This window comes from Nocardioides sp. NPDC127503 (assembly GCF_040302165.1).
Taxonomy (GTDB): domain Bacteria; phylum Actinomycetota; class Actinomycetes; order Propionibacteriales; family Nocardioidaceae; genus Nocardioides.
Genome location: NZ_JBEORH010000015.1, coordinates 1 through 16,608 on the forward strand (window position 1 = coordinate 1; position 16,608 = coordinate 16,608).

At 68.7% G+C, this 16,608-nt stretch carries 15 protein-coding genes; all 15 read right to left on the reverse strand.

Translation table 11 applies throughout. The annotated features are described in order from the left end of the window. Positions 1 to 100: 100 nt before the first annotated feature. Positions 101 to 1,018 carry an EamA family transporter RarD gene (rarD, locus tag ABTW65_RS26445; protein ID WP_350665747.1) on the reverse strand — a complete coding sequence of 306 codons (918 nt, stop codon included), beginning with the start codon at positions 1,016 to 1,018 and terminating at the stop codon, positions 101 to 103. Positions 1,019 to 1,073: 55 nt separating this feature from the next. After that, complete coding sequence (locus tag ABTW65_RS26450) at positions 1,074 to 2,087, reverse strand: polyprenyl synthetase family protein (RefSeq protein ID WP_350665749.1); 1,014 nt, start codon at positions 2,085 to 2,087, stop codon at positions 1,074 to 1,076. Next, entirely contained in the window at positions 2,084 to 3,628 is a 1,545-nt protein-coding gene (nuoN, locus tag ABTW65_RS26455) for an NADH-quinone oxidoreductase subunit NuoN (protein WP_350665958.1), read from the reverse strand. Before nuoN ends, ABTW65_RS26450 begins: the two co-directional genes overlap by 4 nt. A 4-nt stretch (positions 3,629 to 3,632) precedes the next feature. Further along, the gene (locus ABTW65_RS26460) at positions 3,633 to 5,054 is read right to left on the reverse strand and encodes a complex I subunit 4 family protein (RefSeq protein WP_350665751.1); all 1,422 of its coding nucleotides are present in this window, start codon (positions 5,052 to 5,054) and stop codon (positions 3,633 to 3,635) included. A 1-nt stretch (position 5,055) separates the two neighbouring features. Next, positions 5,056 to 6,921, reverse strand: coding sequence for an NADH-quinone oxidoreductase subunit L (gene nuoL, locus ABTW65_RS26465; RefSeq protein WP_350665753.1), 1,866 nt, complete (start codon positions 6,919 to 6,921; stop codon positions 5,056 to 5,058). Then, the gene (gene nuoK / locus ABTW65_RS26470) at positions 6,915 to 7,220 is read right to left on the reverse strand and encodes an NADH-quinone oxidoreductase subunit NuoK (protein WP_008356449.1); all 306 of its coding nucleotides are present in this window, start codon (positions 7,218 to 7,220) and stop codon (positions 6,915 to 6,917) included. The genes nuoL and nuoK overlap by 7 nt, the downstream gene beginning before the upstream one ends. 79 nt (positions 7,221 to 7,299) lie before the next feature. Beyond that, on the reverse strand, positions 7,300 to 8,004 hold the full coding sequence (locus ABTW65_RS26475; RefSeq protein WP_350665755.1) for an NADH-quinone oxidoreductase subunit J: 705 nt from the start codon (positions 8,002 to 8,004) through the stop codon (positions 7,300 to 7,302). Beyond that, positions 8,001 to 8,540, reverse strand: coding sequence for an NADH-quinone oxidoreductase subunit NuoI (gene nuoI / locus ABTW65_RS26480; RefSeq protein ID WP_350665757.1), 540 nt, complete (start codon positions 8,538 to 8,540; stop codon positions 8,001 to 8,003). Before nuoI ends, ABTW65_RS26475 begins: the two co-directional genes overlap by 4 nt. After that, positions 8,537 to 9,832: an NADH-quinone oxidoreductase subunit NuoH gene (gene nuoH, locus ABTW65_RS26485; RefSeq protein ID WP_350665759.1), complete on the reverse strand. Its 1,296-nt coding sequence runs from the start codon at positions 9,830 to 9,832 to the stop codon at positions 8,537 to 8,539. Before nuoH ends, nuoI begins: the two co-directional genes overlap by 4 nt. Then, positions 9,829 to 12,081 (reverse strand): NADH-quinone oxidoreductase subunit G, encoded by a 2,253-nt coding sequence (locus ABTW65_RS26490; RefSeq protein WP_350665761.1) that lies wholly within the window; start codon positions 12,079 to 12,081, stop codon positions 9,829 to 9,831. Before ABTW65_RS26490 ends, nuoH begins: the two co-directional genes overlap by 4 nt. Then, positions 12,060 to 13,373, reverse strand: coding sequence for an NADH-quinone oxidoreductase subunit NuoF (nuoF, locus tag ABTW65_RS26495; RefSeq protein WP_350665763.1), 1,314 nt, complete (start codon positions 13,371 to 13,373; stop codon positions 12,060 to 12,062). The genes ABTW65_RS26490 and nuoF overlap by 22 nt, the downstream gene beginning before the upstream one ends. Beyond that, positions 13,366 to 14,112 carry an NADH-quinone oxidoreductase subunit NuoE gene (gene nuoE / locus ABTW65_RS26500; protein WP_350665765.1) on the reverse strand — a complete coding sequence of 249 codons (747 nt, stop codon included), beginning with the start codon at positions 14,110 to 14,112 and terminating at the stop codon, positions 13,366 to 13,368. The genes nuoF and nuoE overlap by 8 nt, the downstream gene beginning before the upstream one ends. Continuing rightward, on the reverse strand, positions 14,109 to 15,422 hold the full coding sequence (locus ABTW65_RS26505; protein WP_350665767.1) for an NADH-quinone oxidoreductase subunit D: 1,314 nt from the start codon (positions 15,420 to 15,422) through the stop codon (positions 14,109 to 14,111). The genes nuoE and ABTW65_RS26505 overlap by 4 nt, the downstream gene beginning before the upstream one ends. Next, a complete protein-coding gene (locus ABTW65_RS26510) occupies positions 15,419 to 16,057 on the reverse strand; it encodes an NADH-quinone oxidoreductase subunit C (protein WP_350665769.1) in 639 nt (212 codons plus the stop codon). The genes ABTW65_RS26505 and ABTW65_RS26510 overlap by 4 nt, the downstream gene beginning before the upstream one ends. Continuing rightward, entirely contained in the window at positions 16,054 to 16,608 is a 555-nt protein-coding gene (locus ABTW65_RS26515) for a NuoB/complex I 20 kDa subunit family protein (protein ID WP_160025681.1), read from the reverse strand. The genes ABTW65_RS26510 and ABTW65_RS26515 overlap by 4 nt, the downstream gene beginning before the upstream one ends.

Here is a 16,608-nt window from a genome sequence, read left to right on the forward strand (position 1 = left end):
GGTCGAGATGGCACCTGGGTGCCATCTCGACCGACCTAGGTGCCATCTCGACCGACCTGAGTGACGTCTCGGCCGGCGGGGGTGACGTCTCGGCGGGGGTCTAGACGGTTGTCGTGCTCGGCGGGGTCACGAGCGTCCGCAGGACCTTGCGGCGGTGGTGGATGGCCTCGGCGCTGAAGATGACGAGGGCGATCCAGACGATCGCGAAGCCGGCCCAGCGGCCGGGAGGCATCGCCTCATGGGCGATGAAGACGCCGACGGCGAACTGCAGGATCGGGGCGAGGTACTGGAGCAGCCCGATCGTGACCATCGGGACCCGGATGGCGGCCGCGCCGAAGCAGGCCAGCGGCACGACGGTGATGACGCCGAGGCTGATCAGGAGGAGTACGTGGAGGGCACCGTGACCGAAGAGCGTGCCGTTGCCGGTGGCCTGGAGGGCGATGATCAGGGCCAGCGCGAACGGCGCCGTCACGGCGGTCTCGACGGCCAACGACTCGAACGGCCCGACCCCCGCGCTCTTCTTGAGCAGCCCGTAGGTGCCGAAGGAGAAGGCCAGGATCAGCGCGACCCACGGCAGCCGGCCGTAGTCGACGGTGAGCACGATGGTGGCCACGAACGCGATCCCGAGCGCCACCCACTGCAGCTTCCGCATCCGCTCGCGCAGGATGATCACGCCCATCAACATCGTGACCAGCGGGTTGGTGAAGTAACCCAGGCTCGTCTCCACGATCCGCCCGTTGTTGACGCCCCAGATGTACGTCACCCAGTTGATCGAGATCACCGCCGCAGCCGCAGCCAGCAACACGAGCTTGCGCCCGTCGCGCAGGATCGCGGCCACCTGCGCACGGCGCCCCACGATCAGCACCAGTGCTCCGGCCACCACCAGCGACCACAGGATCCGGTGTCCCAGGATCTCCCAGGCCCCGGCGGGCTCCATGAGCGGGAAGTAGAGCGGGAACGCTCCCCACATGATGTAGGCAGCGGCGCCGAACATCACTCCACGCCGTTGCTCATTCACGTCGCAACGGTACTGCCAGGGGCCGGAAACCCTTTACCGAATATCGCGCCTCGGCTCAGACGGAGCGGACCGCGACGACGTCGGCGAAGGCCTCGAGGGCCTTGCGGACGGGCCCCTCGGGCAGCGGCGCGAGGGCGGCCTTGGCCTCCTCGGCGCGCGACTGGACGTAGGTGCGAGCCTCGGCCAGCGCCGGGTGGGCGCGGAGGAGACCGACACACTCAGCCAGAGCAGCATCGTCGGTGAGGTCGCTGTCGAGCAGCTCCAGGAGCCGGGCGTCGCCGGCGTCGGTGGAGCGGCGAGCCAGCAGCACCGGGAGCGTCGGGACGCCCTCACGGAGGTCGGTCCCCGGCGTCTTGCCGGACTCGTCGGAAGCGATGTCGAGGATGTCGTCGGAGAGCTGGAAGGCGACGCCGACGATGTCGCCGTAGGCGAGCAGCGCGTCCTGGATCTCCTTGTCGGCGCCGGCGAAGAGCGCACCGTAGAGAGCCGAGGTGGCGATCAGGACGCCGGTCTTCCCGGCGAGCACCTCGAGGTGGTGGTCGACCGGGTCGACACCTTCGGGCGGCGCAACGCCTTCGAGGATCTGACCCTCGACGAGCTTGGCGAAGGTGGCCGCCTGGATGCGTACGGCCTCCGGGCCCAGCTGGGCGGTCAGCTCGGAGGAGCGGGCGAAGAGGAAGTCGCCGGTCAGGATGGCGACGTGGTTGTCGAAGCGGGCGTTGGCGGTGTCCTCACCGCGGCGCACGAGCGCCTCGTCCATGACGTCGTCGTGGTAGAGCGAGGCCTGGTGGGTCAGCTCGACGACGCAGGCGGCGGTGATGACCTCGTCGGCGAGCGTGTCCGGGCCGTACTCGGCGGCCAGCAGCACCAGCAACGGCCGGAACCGCTTGCCGCCGGCCTCCAGCAGATGGGAGGCCGCTTCCGTGACGAACGGAGAGCTGCTGCGGGCGTAGCCCGCCAGCTTCTCCTCCACGATCGCCAGCCGAGCGCGCAGCCGCTGCTCGAGCTCGGGATCGGTGATCGGGAGGGCGAGTTCAGGGGCTCGGTCGGTGGGTGCGCTGGTGCTCACCCGATGAATCCTCCCGCATCCACCAACAGGCTGAGCACAGGGCCCGGAATTACACCCAACAAGACGGTGGCGACAGCGCTCAGTGCGATCACGACGGTGGTGGCGTACGACGGGGTCACGACCGCGGCCGCGTCCTCGCGCGGATCGGTGAAGAACATCAGCATCATCACGCGTACGTAGAAGAAGATCGCGATGATGCTCGAGCAGATCGCGACCGCGACGACGGGCCACTGACCGGCGCCCAGCGCGGCGGCGAAGACGCCCCACTTGCCGATGAACCCGCCGGTCAGCGGCAGCCCGGCCATCGAGAGCAGGAAGACGGCGAAGGTCGCCGCGACCCAGGGGTTGGAGCGGCCCAGGCCGGCCCAGCGGTCCAGCGAGTTGACCTCGCCGTTGGGCCCGCGCACGAGGGAGACGATCGCGAAGGCGCCGAGAGTCGCGAACCCGTAGGCGGTCAGGTAGAAGAGCACCGCCTGGGTGGAGCCGAAGGCGTCGGTCTGTACGCCGAGGAGGCCGGTCAGCAGGAAGCCGGTGTGGGCCACGGCGGAGTAGCCGAGCATCCGCTTCACATCGGTCTGGACCACCGCGAAGGAGGCGCCGAGCAGCATCGTCAGCACGGCGATGACGCCGATCGCCGGGCGCCAGATGTCGCCCTCGGCACCGAAGGCGACGTAGAAGAGCCGGAGCATCGCGGCGAACGCGGCGATCTTGGTGGCCGCGCTCATCCACGCGGTGACCGGCGTCGGAGCGCCCTGGTAGACGTCGGGGGTCCAGGAGTGGAAGGGCACCGCGCCGGTCTTGAAGAGCAGGCCGACGGCCATCAGGCCGATGCCGAGGAGCAGGAGGGGGCTGGAGCCGTCCTCGGCCGCCACCTCACCGATCTCGGCCAGCGACATCGACCCGGCGAAGCCGTAGACCAGCGCGAGACCGTAGAGGAAGATGCCGGAGGAGAACGCGCCGAGCAGGAAGTACTTCAGCGCCGCTTCCTGGGAGAGCAGCCGGCGGCGACGCGCCAGCCCGGTCAGCAGGTAGAGCGGCAGGGACAGCACCTCGAGGGCGACGAAGAGCATCAGCAGGTCGCCCGAGATGCAGAAGAGCATCATCCCGCCGACCGCGAACATCATCAGCGGGTAGACCTCGGTGTGCTCCAGGCCCCGCTGGGACGCGGTGCGCTCGGCCGGTGTGCCCGGCAGGGCCGCGGCCTGACCTGCGAAGGCGCTCACGCCGTTGTCGAGGCGGCGCTCGGCGAAGAGCGCGACACCGCCGAGCGAGACCAGCAGCACCAGTCCCTGGGAGAAGACCCCCGGGCCGTCGACGATGAGGGCGCCCTCGCCGGTCGAGGCGCCGAGGCTGGACCCGGCGCCGACGGCGACGGTCCCGGCGAGAGCGGCGACCAGGCCCGCCAACGCCAGCGACACCTGGGTGTTGAACCGCGCGGCACGCGGCGCGAAGGCCTCCACCACGACGCCGGCGCACGCGACGCCCAGCACCAGCAGGACGGGCCAGAGGGTGGCGTACGAAATTCCGGGGGACTCGAACATCGCGTCACTCACCTGCCTGGATGACATCAACAAGAGGAGCCACGACCGGCTGGGCCGCTGAGATCAGCGGTCCGGGGACGAAGCCGAAGAAGAGAAGGGCGACCAGCAGCGGAACGAGTACGCCGACCTCTCGCCGATTGAGATCGGGGACCGGTTTGGAGAGCTGAGCGGGTCCGGTGAAGATCCGCTGGTAGGCCCACAGCACGTAGATGGCTGCGAGCACGATCGCGGTGACCGCGATGACGCCGACCAGCCAGTGGTAGTCGAAGGCGCTGATCAGGACCAGGATCTCGGAGACGAACTGGCTCAGGCCCGGCAGACCGGCGGTCGCCAGACCGGCGATGAGGAACGTGCCGGCGAGCACCGGGGTTGCCTTCTCCATCCCCCGCATCGACGAGATCGAGGCGGTGCCCTTGCGGGCGATCAGGAACCCGGCGATCAGGAACATCGCCGCGGTCGCGACCCCGTGGTTGACCATGTAGAGGATCGACCCGACCAGGCCCTCGCGGGTGGCCGCGAAGATGCCGAGGGTGATCAGCCCGAAGTGCGACAGCGAGGTCAGACCGATCAGGCGGAGCAGGTCGTCCTGCCCGATCGCCAGCACTGCGCCGTAGACGATCGAGATCAGCGCGAGCACGATGACCACGGGTGTCGCCCAGGCGGACGCCTCCGGCACCAGGCCCAGGCAGAGCCGGATCATTCCGAAGGTGCCGATCTTGTCGAGGACGCACACCAGGAGCACCGAGGTCGGCGTGGTGGCCTGCTCGGTGGTGTCGGCCAGCCAGGTGTGCACCGGGAACAGCGGCGCCTTGACCGCGAACGCGATGAACATCGCCACGAAGATCCAGCGCTCGGCGGTGGTGCCGATGTCGAGCTGGGCGAGGTCGCTGATCAGGTACGACGGCGACCCAGCCTCCGAGGAGACCACGAAGAAGCCGATCAGCGCACCCAGCAGCACCAGCCCGCCGCCGAGCTGGAACATCAGGAACTTGAGCGCGGCGCGGGCCCGGTTGGGGCCGCCGTGCTGGCCGATCATGAAGTACGCCGGGATCAGCGTCGCCTCGAAGGCGATGTAGAAGAGGAAGAGATCGCCGGCGGTGAAGGTGAGCAGCGCGAAGGCCTCCAGGGCCAGCGCCCAGGCGTACCAGCGCTTGTCGTGGTCCTTGACCGCCGCGACCATCACCAGCGGCACCAGGACGACGGTCAGCATCACCATCAGCTTCCCGAAGCCGTCCATCTCGAGCGCCCAGTGGACGCCGAGCGGCTCGATCCACACCAGATCGGTGTCGGGGGCCGTGAACATCGTGACGATGCCGGCGATCAGGGTGGCGATCGCGAAGCCGAAGGCCCACGCCTTGGGCCGGGCCGGCATCACCGCGGTGATCAGCGCGCCCGCGAACGGGACGAGGACGAGGGTTGTCAGCAAGTCAGCTCACCACGATCAGGGCCAGGGCGACGAGGACCGTCCCGCCGAGGACGGAGAGGGCGTAGGAACGTACGTAGCCGGTCTGTGTCTTGCGGAGCTCACCGGCGATCGCCGCGAGGGCGATCGGGCCACCGCTCATCAGGCCGTCGACGGCGTACTTGTCGGTCGCGAGGGCGCCGCGGGTGAGCGCCATCCCGGGCGGCACCACGACGTCCTCGATGTGCGGGACGTGCAGGTAGGGAGTCGGCTCGGTCGTGATCGGGCGACGCCCGAAGACGAACCCGGCGGCAGCGACCCCGATCGCGACGACGAGCACCGCGAGGACGGAGGTCGCCCAGACCGGGAGCGGACCGTGGTGCTCGGCGTGGCCGATCGCGACCACGGGCTCGAGCCAGTGCTCGATCCAGCCGCCGAGCGCGAAGACACCACCGAGAACCGACAGCGCGGCCAGGACGACGAGCGGACCGGTCATGATCCGCGGCGACTCGTGCGGATGTACGCCCTCGGGCCAGCGCTTGCGGCCGAAGAAAGCGAGCATCATCAGGCGGGTCATGTAGAACGCCGTCACACCGGCGGCCAAGAGGGCGATGATGCCGACCAGCCAGCTCTCGGCGAAGGCGACCTCGAGGATCTTGTCCTTGGACCAGAAGCCGGCGAAGCCGGGGAACCCGATGATGGCCAGGTAGCCCATCGAGAAGGTGAGGAACGTGACCGGGAGAGCCCGGCTCAGGGCGCCGTAGTGCTTGAGGTTCACGTCGTCGTTCATGCCGTGCATCAGGGACCCGGCGCCGAGGAACATGTTGGCCTTGAAGAAGCCGTGGGTGAGCAGGTGGAAGATCGCGAACGCGTAGCCCGGCCCGCCGAGCCCGGCGGCCAGCATCATGTAGCCGATCTGGCTCATCGTCGAACCGGCCAGGACCTTCTTGATGTCGTCCTTCACGCAGGAGATCGCGGCACCCCAGATGATCGTCACCAGGGCGACGACCACGACGGCGGTCGAGGCGGCCTCGGCTGCGTCGAAGATCGCGCTCGACCTGACGATCAGATAGACGCCCGCCGTGACCATCGTGGCCGCGTGGATCAGGGCCGAGACCGGAGTCGGGCCCTCCATCGCGTCCAGCAGCCAGCCCTGCAGCGGCACCTGGGCGGACTTTCCGCAGGCGCCGATGAGCAGCAGGATGCCGAGCCAATTGAGGGTGGTCGTGGTGGTGTCGCCGATGTCGATCGCGGAGAACGACGTCGAGCCGAAGGTGACGAAGCAGAGTGCGATCGCCAGCGAGAGCCCCATGTCGCCGACCCGGTTCATCACGAACGCCTTCTTGGCGGCGGCGGCCGCGGACGGCTTGTGCTGCCAGAAGCCGATCAGCAGGTAGGACGCCAGGCCGACGCCCTCCCAGCCGAGGAAGAGGCCGACGTAGTTCTCCGCCAGCACCAGCATCAGCATCGCGGCGAGGAACAGGTTGAGGTAGCCGAAGAACCGGGTGCGACGCTGGTCGTCGGCCATGTAGCCGACCGAGTAGACGTGGATCAGCGTGCCGACACCGGTGATGAGCAGCAGGAACAGGCTGGAGAGCTGGTCGTAGAGGAGGTCGAACCCGACGCTCAGATCACCCGTGTCGAACCAGGTGTAGAGGTGCTGGACGACCTGCCTGCTCTCCTCGTCACGACCGAGGGCGGCGATGAAGAGGACGAGCGACAGCACGAAGGAAGCACCCGCGAGCCCGACCGCGAGCCAGTGCCCGATCCGGTCGAAGAGTGCCGGCGCCAGCGGGCGCCCGATCAGGATCAGGGCCGCACCGGCGAGGGGCAGCGCGATGACCAGCCAGATCAGCGAGAAGACGCCGCTGGCCTCGACAGGGTTCACCACTTGAGCATCCTTGGCTCGTCGACCGAAGCCGTGTTTCTGGTGCGGAAGATGGTCATGATGATCGCCAGCCCGACGACCACCTCAGCGGCCGCGACGACCATCACGAAGAACGCGGTCACCTGCCCGTCGAGGTTGCCGTGCATCCGGCTGAACGCCACCAGGGCCAGGTTGGCCGCGTTGAGCATGAGCTCGACGCACATGAAGACGACGATGGCGTTTCGCCTGGTCAGCACGCCGATCGTGCCGATCGTGAAGAGGATGGCGGACAGGATGACGTACGCCGTGGTGTTGTCTGTCATGCCGCCGCCTCCGTAGCGCAAGCGCCATCATACGAACGCGGCGGCATGTTGATCCCATGACTCGCTCGCTGACGCTCGCTCATGCGTCCTCTCCTTCGTCCGCACGACCGCCGGCGAGGATGGCCGGGACCGACTTCGTGCTCTGCGACCCGTCCGGCAGCAGCGCCGGGGTGTCGTTGCTGTTGTGCCGTGCGAAGGTGCCCGGTGGGGGCAGCGGGCCGAGGTGCTTGCCGCTCTTCGCGTAGTCGGCGACCCGCTGCTGAGCCAGGTCGGTCTGGCTCTGCTTCGGGTCGATCCGCTCACGGTGAGCGAGCACCATCGCGCCGATCGCGGCGGTGATGAGCAGCGCGCTGGTCGCCTCGAAGGCGATCACGTAGCGCGAGAAGAGAAGGTCGGCGAGGCGCTGTACGTTGCCGCCCTCGTTGGCGCTGGCCAGCCCGCGCATCGTGGCGATGCTCGCCTGACCGACGCCTGCGATCAGCGTCGCGCCCAGCCCGACCCCGAGGATGACGGCGAGCACCTTCTGCCCCGCGATCGTCTCCTTGAGCCGGTCGGAGGTGTCGACGCCGACCAGCATGATCACGAACAGGAACAGCATCAGAATCGCGCCGGTGTAGACCACGATCTGCACCGCGAACAGGAACGGTGCCTCCAGCGTTGCGTACATCATCGCCAGCCCGATCATCACGACCGCCAGCGACAGCGCGGCATGCACCGGCTTGCGCGCGAACAGGAGTCCCATCGCCGCGATCACCATGACCGAGGCGAGGATCACGAAGCTCATCGGATGGGCTCCTTGGGCTCCGGTGCGTAGTAGGAGGTGTCGTCGTTGCCGAGGAACATCGGGTGCGGAGGCGCCTCCATCCCGTCCTCGAGCGGCGCGAGCAGGTCCTGCTTCTCATAGATCAGGCTCTCGCGGGTGGTGTCGGCGAGCTCGTACTCGTTGGTCATCGTCAGCGCCCGCGTCGGGCAGGCCTCGATGCACAGCCCGCACAGGATGCAGCGCAGGTAGTTGATCTGGTAGACGCGGCCGTAGCGCTCCCCCGGGGAGTAGCGCTCCTCCTCGGTGTTCTCCGCGCCCTCGACGTAGATCGCGTCGGCCGGGCACGCCCACGCGCACAGCTCGCAGCCGATGCACTTCTCCAGGCCGTCGGCGTGCCGGTTGAGCTGGTGCCGGCCGTGGAAGCGCTCCTCGGTCGGCTCCTTCTGCTGCGGATACTGCTCGGTGACCGGCTTCTTGAACTGCGTCCCGAACGTCACCGCGAACCCGCTCACCGGGTCCCAGAAACGCTCCTTGAACGAGCGGTCGTCGTTGCTCACTTGGCCTCCTCAGGAGACGGAAGAATGCGTACGCCGTTGGTGGCTGTCTGCACGGCCGGCGGTCCGAACACCAGCGGCTGCGCGGCACCCCGCACCGCCCCGCCCTGCGGCAGGGTGGGCGTCGGAAAGCCGCCGGTTGGCTTGGTGACCTGGGCCTCCTTCTCCGGAAGCCGGTTGAGGAAGCCGAGCACGACGACCACCGTGACGGCCAGACCGAAGCCGAAGAGGATCCAGTTGGGACTGAAGCCGCCCTGGATCGCGGCCATCTTGATCACCGCGACGACGACGATCCAGGCGAGGCTCGCCGGCAGCAGGACCTTCCAGCCGAGCGACATGAACTGGTCGTAGCGAAGCCGCGGAAGCGTGCCGCGCAGCCAGATGAAGACCCAGATGAAGAAGAACATCTTCAGGAAGAACCACAGCACCGGCCAGTAGCCCTCGTTGGCGCCGGCCCAGACGGTGCCGAGGCCGAGCGGGGCCCGCCAGCCACCGAGGAACAGCGTGGTGGCGAGCGCGCTGACGGTGGCCATGTTGATGTATTCGGCCAGGAAGAAGAGCGCGAACTTCAGGCTGGAGTATTCGGTGTGGAAACCACCGACCAGCTCGCCCTCGGCCTCGGGGAGGTCGAACGGCGCGCGGTTGGTCTCGCCGACCATCGAGACGCAGTAGATCACGAAGGACGGCAGCAACAGGGCGCCGAACCACCAGTCCGTCTGGGCCGCGACGATCTGGCTCGTGGACAGGCTGCCGGCCATCAGGAAGACGGTGACGAGCGCCAGGCCCATCGAGACCTCGTAGGAGATCATCTGGGCGCTGCTTCGGAGGCCACCGAGCAGGGAGTACGTCGAGCCCGATGCCCAACCGCCCAGCACGATCCCGTAGATGCCGATGCTGGCGATGGCCATCACGAACAGCACCGCGACCGGCATGTCGGTCAGCTGCAGCGGCGTCTGTACGCCGAAGAGATTGACCTCCGGACCGAACGGGATCACCGAGAACGTCACGAACGCCGGCACCGTGGCGAGGATCGGGGCGGTGATGAAGACGATCTTGTCGGCCTTCTCCGGGGTCAGGTCCTCCTTCAGCGCCAGCTTCACGCCGTCGGCGAGCGACTGGAGCAGACCGAAAGGCCCGTGCCGGTTAGGCCCGATGCGGTGCTGCATCCGGGCCACGACCTTGCGCTCCCACCAGATGTTGAACAGCGTCAGCACGACGCAGACGACGAAGACCAGCACGACCTTGATCGCGATGATCCACCAGGGGTCCTGGCCGAACTGCTCCAACCCGTTCACTGCTGTGCTCCCTCTACAGTGACCGTCGAGCCAGGCGACGCGAGGTCCGCCCAGACGCCTCGGCCGAAGCTGTTCGTCGGCACCCACACGGTGTTGTCGGCCAGCTCAGCCGGAAGCGCCGGGAGTGTCCAGCTCCCCCGGTCCCCGGTGATCGTCACGACGTCACCGATCTCCTCGTGGAGCGCTGCCGGGATGCGTACGAACGCCGGTCGCGCGGTCGCGGCCAGCGCCTTGTCGCCGCTCTGAAGCGTCCCGTTGTCGAGCATCAGTCGCCAGGTCGCCAAGTGGAAGCCTTCCCCGTCGGTCGAGCCGCCGGAGCCGCTAGGCGGAGGCGTGTCGAGACCAACACGGTCCCCTGCCACGCTCGATGAAGCCGTGTTGGTTTCGACACCGCTCGCTGCGCTCGCGGGTCTGAACGGAGTGGCCCCAACCAGCGAGGTCGTGATGTGGCCGAGGACCTCGGCGTCGGAGTAGGCGGCGGGCTTGTCGAAGACCTTCGGGAACGGGCGGCGGCGGCCTTCCCAGGTGACGAAGGTGCCGGCCTTCTCTGAGGCGGTGGCGACCGGGAGTACGACGTCGGCGCGCTCGGTCACGGCGGTGACCCGCTGCTCGAGGCTGACCACGAAGCCGGCCTGGTCGAGGGCGGCCAGGAAGGCGGCGGGGTCGGCGGTGTCGTCGGGGTCGACGCCGGCGACCACCAGGGCGCCGAGGCCGGCGCGGACCATGGCCTCGGCGTCGAGGCCACCTTCACCGGGCAGCAGGTCTGCCTCGACCGCACCGCGGTCGCCGGCACGACGCGGCACCCAGGCGAGCCTGGCGCCGGTGCGGTCGGCGAGCTCGGCGGCGGCGGTGTAGGCGCCGGGGCTGTTCGCCAGCCGCTCGCCGACCAGGATCACCGAAGCCTCGGTGACCCCGCTGACCTGGGACAACGCGTCCTTCTCAGCACCGGGAGCGGTCAGGACGGCCTCGGCTCCGAGCTTGCGCGAGCCCTCCGAGGCGTACGGACTCAGGGTGGTGATCCGCAGCCCCGCCTTGTTGGCCTTGCGCAGCCGGAGGAAGAGCGTCCCAGCCTCGTCCTCGGGCTCCAGGCCCACCAGAACGACATGGTCGGCGGCGTCGAGGTCGGCGTAGGTGACGCTCGTCCCGGCGACCCGCGAGCGCAGGAAGCCGGTCTCCTCCTCCGACAGCGGCCGCGCGCGGAAGTCGATGTGAGGGGTGCGAAGCGTGCGGGCGAAGGCGGCGTAGGCCTTCGCGTCCTCCAGTGTCAGACGGCCACCGGGCAGTACGCCCACCGAGCCGGCACCGGTCAGACCCTGGGCGGCGACGGCGACGGCCTCGAGCCAGGACGCCGGCCGGAACTCGCCGTCCTCACGGACCATCGGCGAGGTGAGCCGGTCACGGACGGCATAGCGGAAGCCGAACCGGTCCTTGTCGGAGATCCACTCCTCGTTGACCTCCGGGTCGTTGCCGGCGAGACGGCGCATCACCTTGCCGCGGCGGTGGTCGATGCGGATCGCGGCGCCACAGGCGTCGTGCTCGGCGACGCTCGGGGTGGAGACCAGGTCGAACGGCCGAGCCCGGAACCGGTAGTCGTCCGAGGTCAGCGCGCCCACGGGGCAGATCTGGATGACGTTGCCGGAGAAGTAGGACGAGAACGGCTTGTCCTCGGCGATGCCGATCTGCTGCTGCGCGCCACGCTGGATCAGCGCGATCCCAGGGTCGCCCGGGATCTCGGCGGCGAAGCGGGTGCAGCGCTGGCAGACGATGCACCGCTCACGGTCGAGGAGCACGTTGGGCGAGAGGTTGATCGGCTTCGGGAAGGTCCGCTTGGTCCCCTCGAAGCGGGTCTCACCCTGGCCGTGGGACATCGCCTGGTTCTGCAGCGGGCACTCGCCGCCCTTGTCGCACACCGGGCAGTCCAACGGGTGGTTGACCAGGAGAAACTCCATGATCCCGTGCTGGGCCTTCACCGCCGTGGAGTTCTGCGTCTCCACCACCATGCCCTCGGCGACCGGGATCGTGCAGGAGGCCTGCGGCTTCGGGAAGCCGCGGCCGTTGCCGGCGTCGGGGATGTCGACCAGGCACTGCCGGCAGGCGCCGACGGGCGCGAGCAGCGGGTGGTCGCAGAAGCGCGGGATCTCGATCCCGGCCTCCTCGGCCGCCCGGATCACCAGCGTGCCCTCGGGCACCGTCACATCGGCGCCGTCGATCTTGACGGTCACATCGGTCACTGAACTGCCTCCGCCCATGCGGTCGACTTCTTGGCGTCGAAGGGACAGCCACCCTGCTCGAGATGGGCGAGGTATTCGTCCCGGAAGTACTTGATCGAGCTCGTGATCGGGCTCGTCGCACCATCACCCAGCGCACAGAACGAGCGGCCTAGGATGTTGTCGCACTGGTCGAGCAGCAGGTCGAGATCCTCAGGCTTTCCGTCGCCCTTCTCCAGCCGCTCCAGCACCTGCACCAGCCACCAGGTGCCTTCGCGGCACGGGGTGCACTTGCCACACGACTCGTGCTTGTAGAACTCCGTCCAGCGCAGCACGGCGCGCACCACGCAGACGGAGTCGTCGAAGATCTGCAGCGCGCGGGTGCCGAGCATCGAGCCGGCCGCCTGCACCCCTTCGAAGTCCAGCGTCACGTCCAGGTGCTCCTGGGTGAACAGCGGCGTCGAGGAGCCACCCGGGGTCCAGAACTTCAGCTCATGCCCTTCGCGTACGCCGCCGGCCAGCTCGATCAGCTTGCGCAGCGTGATGCCGAGCGGTGCCTCGTACTGCCCCGGCTTCTTGACGTGCCCGGAGAGCGAGAAGATGCCGACGCCGGCCGACTTCTCGGTGCCCATGGCGGCGAACCAGTCGGCGCCGTTCTTCACGATCGCGGGCACCGAGGCGATCGACTCGGCGTTGTTGATCACGGTCGGGCTCGCGTAGAGACCGGCGACGGCCGGGAACGGCGGCCGCAGCCGCGGCTGGCCGCGGCGCCCCTCGAGCGAGTCGAGCAGCGCGGTCTCCTCACCACAGATGTAGGCCCCGGCACCGGCGTGCACGACCAGCTCGAGGTCGTAGCCGGAGCCGTGGATGTTCGTGCCGAGGTGGCCGGCCGCGTAGGCCTCACGGACGGCGGCCTGCAGCCGCCGGATCACGTGCAGCACCTCGCCGCGTACGTAGATGAAGGCACGCTCCGCGCGGATGGCGTAGGAGGAGATGATCACGCCCTCGACGAGAGTGTGGGGCGAGGCCATCATGAGCGGGATGTCCTTGCAGGTGCCTGGCTCGGACTCGTCGGCGTTGACCACCAGGTAGCGCGGCTTGGGGTTCTCGGGGTCGGGCGGCGGCAGGAAGCCCCACTTCACCCCGGTCGGGAACCCGGCGCCACCGCGGCCGCGGAGCCCGGAGTCCTTGACCATCGTCTGTACGTCCTCGGGGGCCATCCCGAGAGCGACGTCGAGCGCGTCGTAGCCACCCTGCTCGGCGTAGGCGGGCAGGGTCCAGGCCCGCTCGTCGGCCCAGTTGGCGGTGAGCACCGGGGTCAGAGTGTCAGTCATCGGACGCCTCCTCGGCGATCGTCTCCGACTCGGCGCGACGGGTGTCGGCCACCTCGACGGCCTCGGGCAGCTCCTCCGGTACGTCGGCGGAGCCGTGGGCGTCGGCGGGCGCGGCCCAGCCGTGCTCGCGCGCGAGCTCCAGCCCGACAACCGACGCCGACCCGGCCGCGGGCCCTTCGTCGACGAGCCCGTCCTCGAAGCCGGCGAGGACCCGCTCGGCCTCGCGCCAGCTCGTGATCCGGGCGCCGCGCGAGGCCACGACCTCACGCCCTTCGCGCAGGTCATCGACCAGCTGCGAGGCCGACTCCGGGGTCTGGTTGTCGAAGAACTCCCAGTTGACCATCACCACCGGCGCGTAGTCGCAGGCCGCGTTGCACTCGATGTGCTCGAGCGTGATCGCGCCGTCAGCGGTGGTCTCGTCGTTGCCGACCTCGAGCTTCTCGCGCAGGCAGGCGAAGATCTCGTCGCCGCCCATGACCGCGCACAGCGTGTTGGTGCAGACACCGACGTGGTGGGTGCCGACGGGATGGCGCTTGTACATCGTGTAGAACGTCGCCACCCCGCTCACCTCGGCCGGGGTGAGGCCCAGGACCTCGGCGCAGGCGTGGATCCCTTCGGGCGTGACCCGGCCCTCGACCGACTGCACCAGATGGAGCATCGGCAACAGCCCGGAGCGGGCCTGGGGATAGCGAGCCGCGATCTCGCGCAGCTCGTCGTAGGTCTCAGCAGCAAGCGTCATCGGTCGACGCCTCCCATCACCGGGTCGATGGACGCGATCGCCACGATCACGTCGGCAACCATGCCGCCCTCGGACATCACGCTCGTGGCTTGAAGGTTGGTGAACGACGGGTCTCGGAAGTGGACCCGGTAGGGCTTGGTGCCGCCGTCGCTGACCACGTGGGCGCCGAGCTCTCCGCGCGGCGACTCGATCGCGACGTACGCCTGGCCGGCCGGGACCCGGAAGCCCTCGGTGACCAGCTTGAAGTGGTGGATCAGCGCCTCCATCGACTCGCCCATGATGTGGCGGATGTGGTCGAGGGAGTTGCCCTGGCCATCGGGGCCGACGGAGAGCTGCGAGGGCCACGCGATCTTCTTGTCGGCCACCATGACGGGGGCGCCGTCGAGATCGGCGAGCCTCTTGAGGGCCTGCTCCATGATCCGCAGCGACTCCCACATCTCGGCCAGCCGGATCCGGAACCGGCCGTAGGAGTCGCAGGTGTCCCAGGTGATGACCTCGAACTCGTAGTCCTCATAGCCGCAGTAGGGCTGGGTCTTGCGCAGGTCCCACGGGTAGCCGGTCGAACGCAGGATCGGGCCGGTGAGCCCGAGCGCGAGGCAGCCCTCCAGGTCGAGGTAGCCGACCTGCTCCAGGCGGCCCTTGAAGATCGGGTTGGCGTTGCAGAGAGCGGCGTACTCCTCCAGGCGCTTCTTCATCAGCTCGATGAACTCGGTCACCCGCGCGACGGTGCCGTCTGGCAGGTCCTGGGCGACGCCGCCGGGACGGATGTAGGCGTGGTTCATCCGCAGCCCGGTGATGAACTCGAACAGGTCCAGGCACAGCTCGCGCTCACGGAACCCGATCGTCATCACGGTCAGCGCGCCGAGCTCCATGCCACCGGTCGCGATCGCCACCAGGTGGGAGGAGATCCGGTTGAGCTCCATCAGCAGGACCCTGATGACGTCGGCCTTCTCCGGCACCTCGGCGCCGATGCCGAGCAGCTTCTCCACCCCGAGGACGTACGCCGTCTCGTTGAAGATCGGCGAGAGGTAGTCCATCCGGGTGACGAAGGTGGTCCCCTGCGTCCAGGACCGGTACTCCATGTTCTTCTCGATGCCCGTGTGCAGGTAGCCGATCCCCGCACGCGCCTCGGTGACCGTCTCACCCTCGAGCTCGAGGATCAGCCGGAGCACCCCGTGCGTCGAGGGGTGCTGCGGGCCCATGTTGACGACGATCCGCTCGTCCTTGACGTCCTTGAGGGCGTCGGTCAGCTCGTCCCAGTCCTGGCCGGTGACGGTGAACGTACGTCCCTCGTCCTCTGTGGTCGTCATGAGTAGCTCCTGCGAGTGTCCGGCGGCGGGATCGTCGCGCCCTTGTATTCCACCGGGATCCCACCGAGCGGGTAGTCCTTGCGCTGCGGGTGGCCAGGCCAGTCGTCGGGCATCAGGATCCGGGTCAGTCCGGGGTGGCCGTCGAAGACGATCCCGAACATGTCGTAGGTCTCGCGCTCGTGCCAGTCGAGCGTCGGGTAGATGGCCACCGCGCTCGGCACGTGCGGGTCCTCGTCGGGGGCCGAGGTCTCGACCCGCACCCGGCGGTTGTACGTCATCGAGAGCAGGTGGTAGACCGCGTGCAGCTCTTTGCCCTGGTCAGCGAGGTAGTGCACGCCGGAGACGCCGGAGCAGAGCTCGAAGCGCAGCTCGTCGCGGAGCACCTGCAGGGCCTCGAGCAGCCGCTCGCGGCGTACGTGGAAGGTCAGCTCGCCGCGGTGGATGACCGCCTCCGCCTCGGTGAAGGCGAGGGCGTCGGCGATCTCCTTGAACCAGCCACCGTAGGGCTGCACCCCGACGTCGCTGGTGCGGCTCGGCATCGCGTGCTGGCGGGTGAGACCGCCGTAGCCGCTCGTGTCGCCGGTGTCCGCCACCCCGAACATGCCACTGTTCTGGCCGCTGTTCTGGTCGCTCACCGCAGAAGTCCCGTCTGGTCGATCAGCGGCAGCTGGCGCAGCGCCGCGGTCTCGTTGGCGACCTCCTCGCGCTCGGCGTTGACGCCCAGCGAGCCGCCCTGGATCTTGTCGTGGAGCTTGAGGATCGCGTCGATCAGCATCTCGGGACGCGGCGGGCAGCCGGGGAGATACATGTCGACGGGCACGATGTGGTCGACGCCCTGGACGATCGCGTAGTTGTTGAACATGCCGCCGCTGCTGGCGCAGACGCCCATCGCGAGCACCCACTTCGGCTCGGGCATCTGGTCGTAGATCTGGCGCAGCACCGGCGCCATCTTCTGGCTCACCCGGCCCGCCACGATCATCAGGTCGGCCTGACGCGGCGAGGCCCGGAAGACCTCCATGCCGTATCTGGCCAGGTCGTACTTCGGGCCGCCCGACGTCATCATCTCGATGGCGCAGCAGGCCAGTCCGAACGTCGCCGGCCAGAGGCTGGCCTTGCGGAAGTAGCCCGCCAGGCCCTCGACGGTCGTGAGCAGAACCCCGCTCGGGAGCTTTTCTTCGAGACCCAT

Coding starts and splice junctions, on each gene's coding strand:
- nuoN (WP_350665958.1), bottom strand. CDS start 3,628: ATGTTCGAGTCCCCCGGAATTTCGTACGCCACCCTCTGGCCCGTCCTG.
- nuoK (WP_008356449.1), bottom strand. CDS start 7,220: ATGACAGACAACACCACGGCGTACGTCATCCTGTCCGCCATCCTCTTC.
- ABTW65_RS26475 (WP_350665755.1), bottom strand. CDS start 8,004: ATGAGCTTCGTGATCCTCGCCTCGGTCATGGTGATCGCGGCGATGGGA.
- ABTW65_RS26490 (WP_350665761.1), bottom strand. CDS start 12,081: ATGGGCGGAGGCAGTTCAGTGACCGATGTGACCGTCAAGATCGACGGC.
- nuoF (WP_350665763.1), bottom strand. CDS start 13,373: ATGACTGACACTCTGACCCCGGTGCTCACCGCCAACTGGGCCGACGAG.
- nuoE (WP_350665765.1), bottom strand. CDS start 14,112: ATGACGCTTGCTGCTGAGACCTACGACGAGCTGCGCGAGATCGCGGCT.
- ABTW65_RS26505 (WP_350665767.1), bottom strand. CDS start 15,422: ATGACGACCACAGAGGACGAGGGACGTACGTTCACCGTCACCGGCCAG.
- ABTW65_RS26515 (WP_160025681.1), bottom strand. CDS start 16,608: ATGGGTCTCGAAGAAAAGCTCCCGAGCGGGGTTCTGCTCACGACCGTC.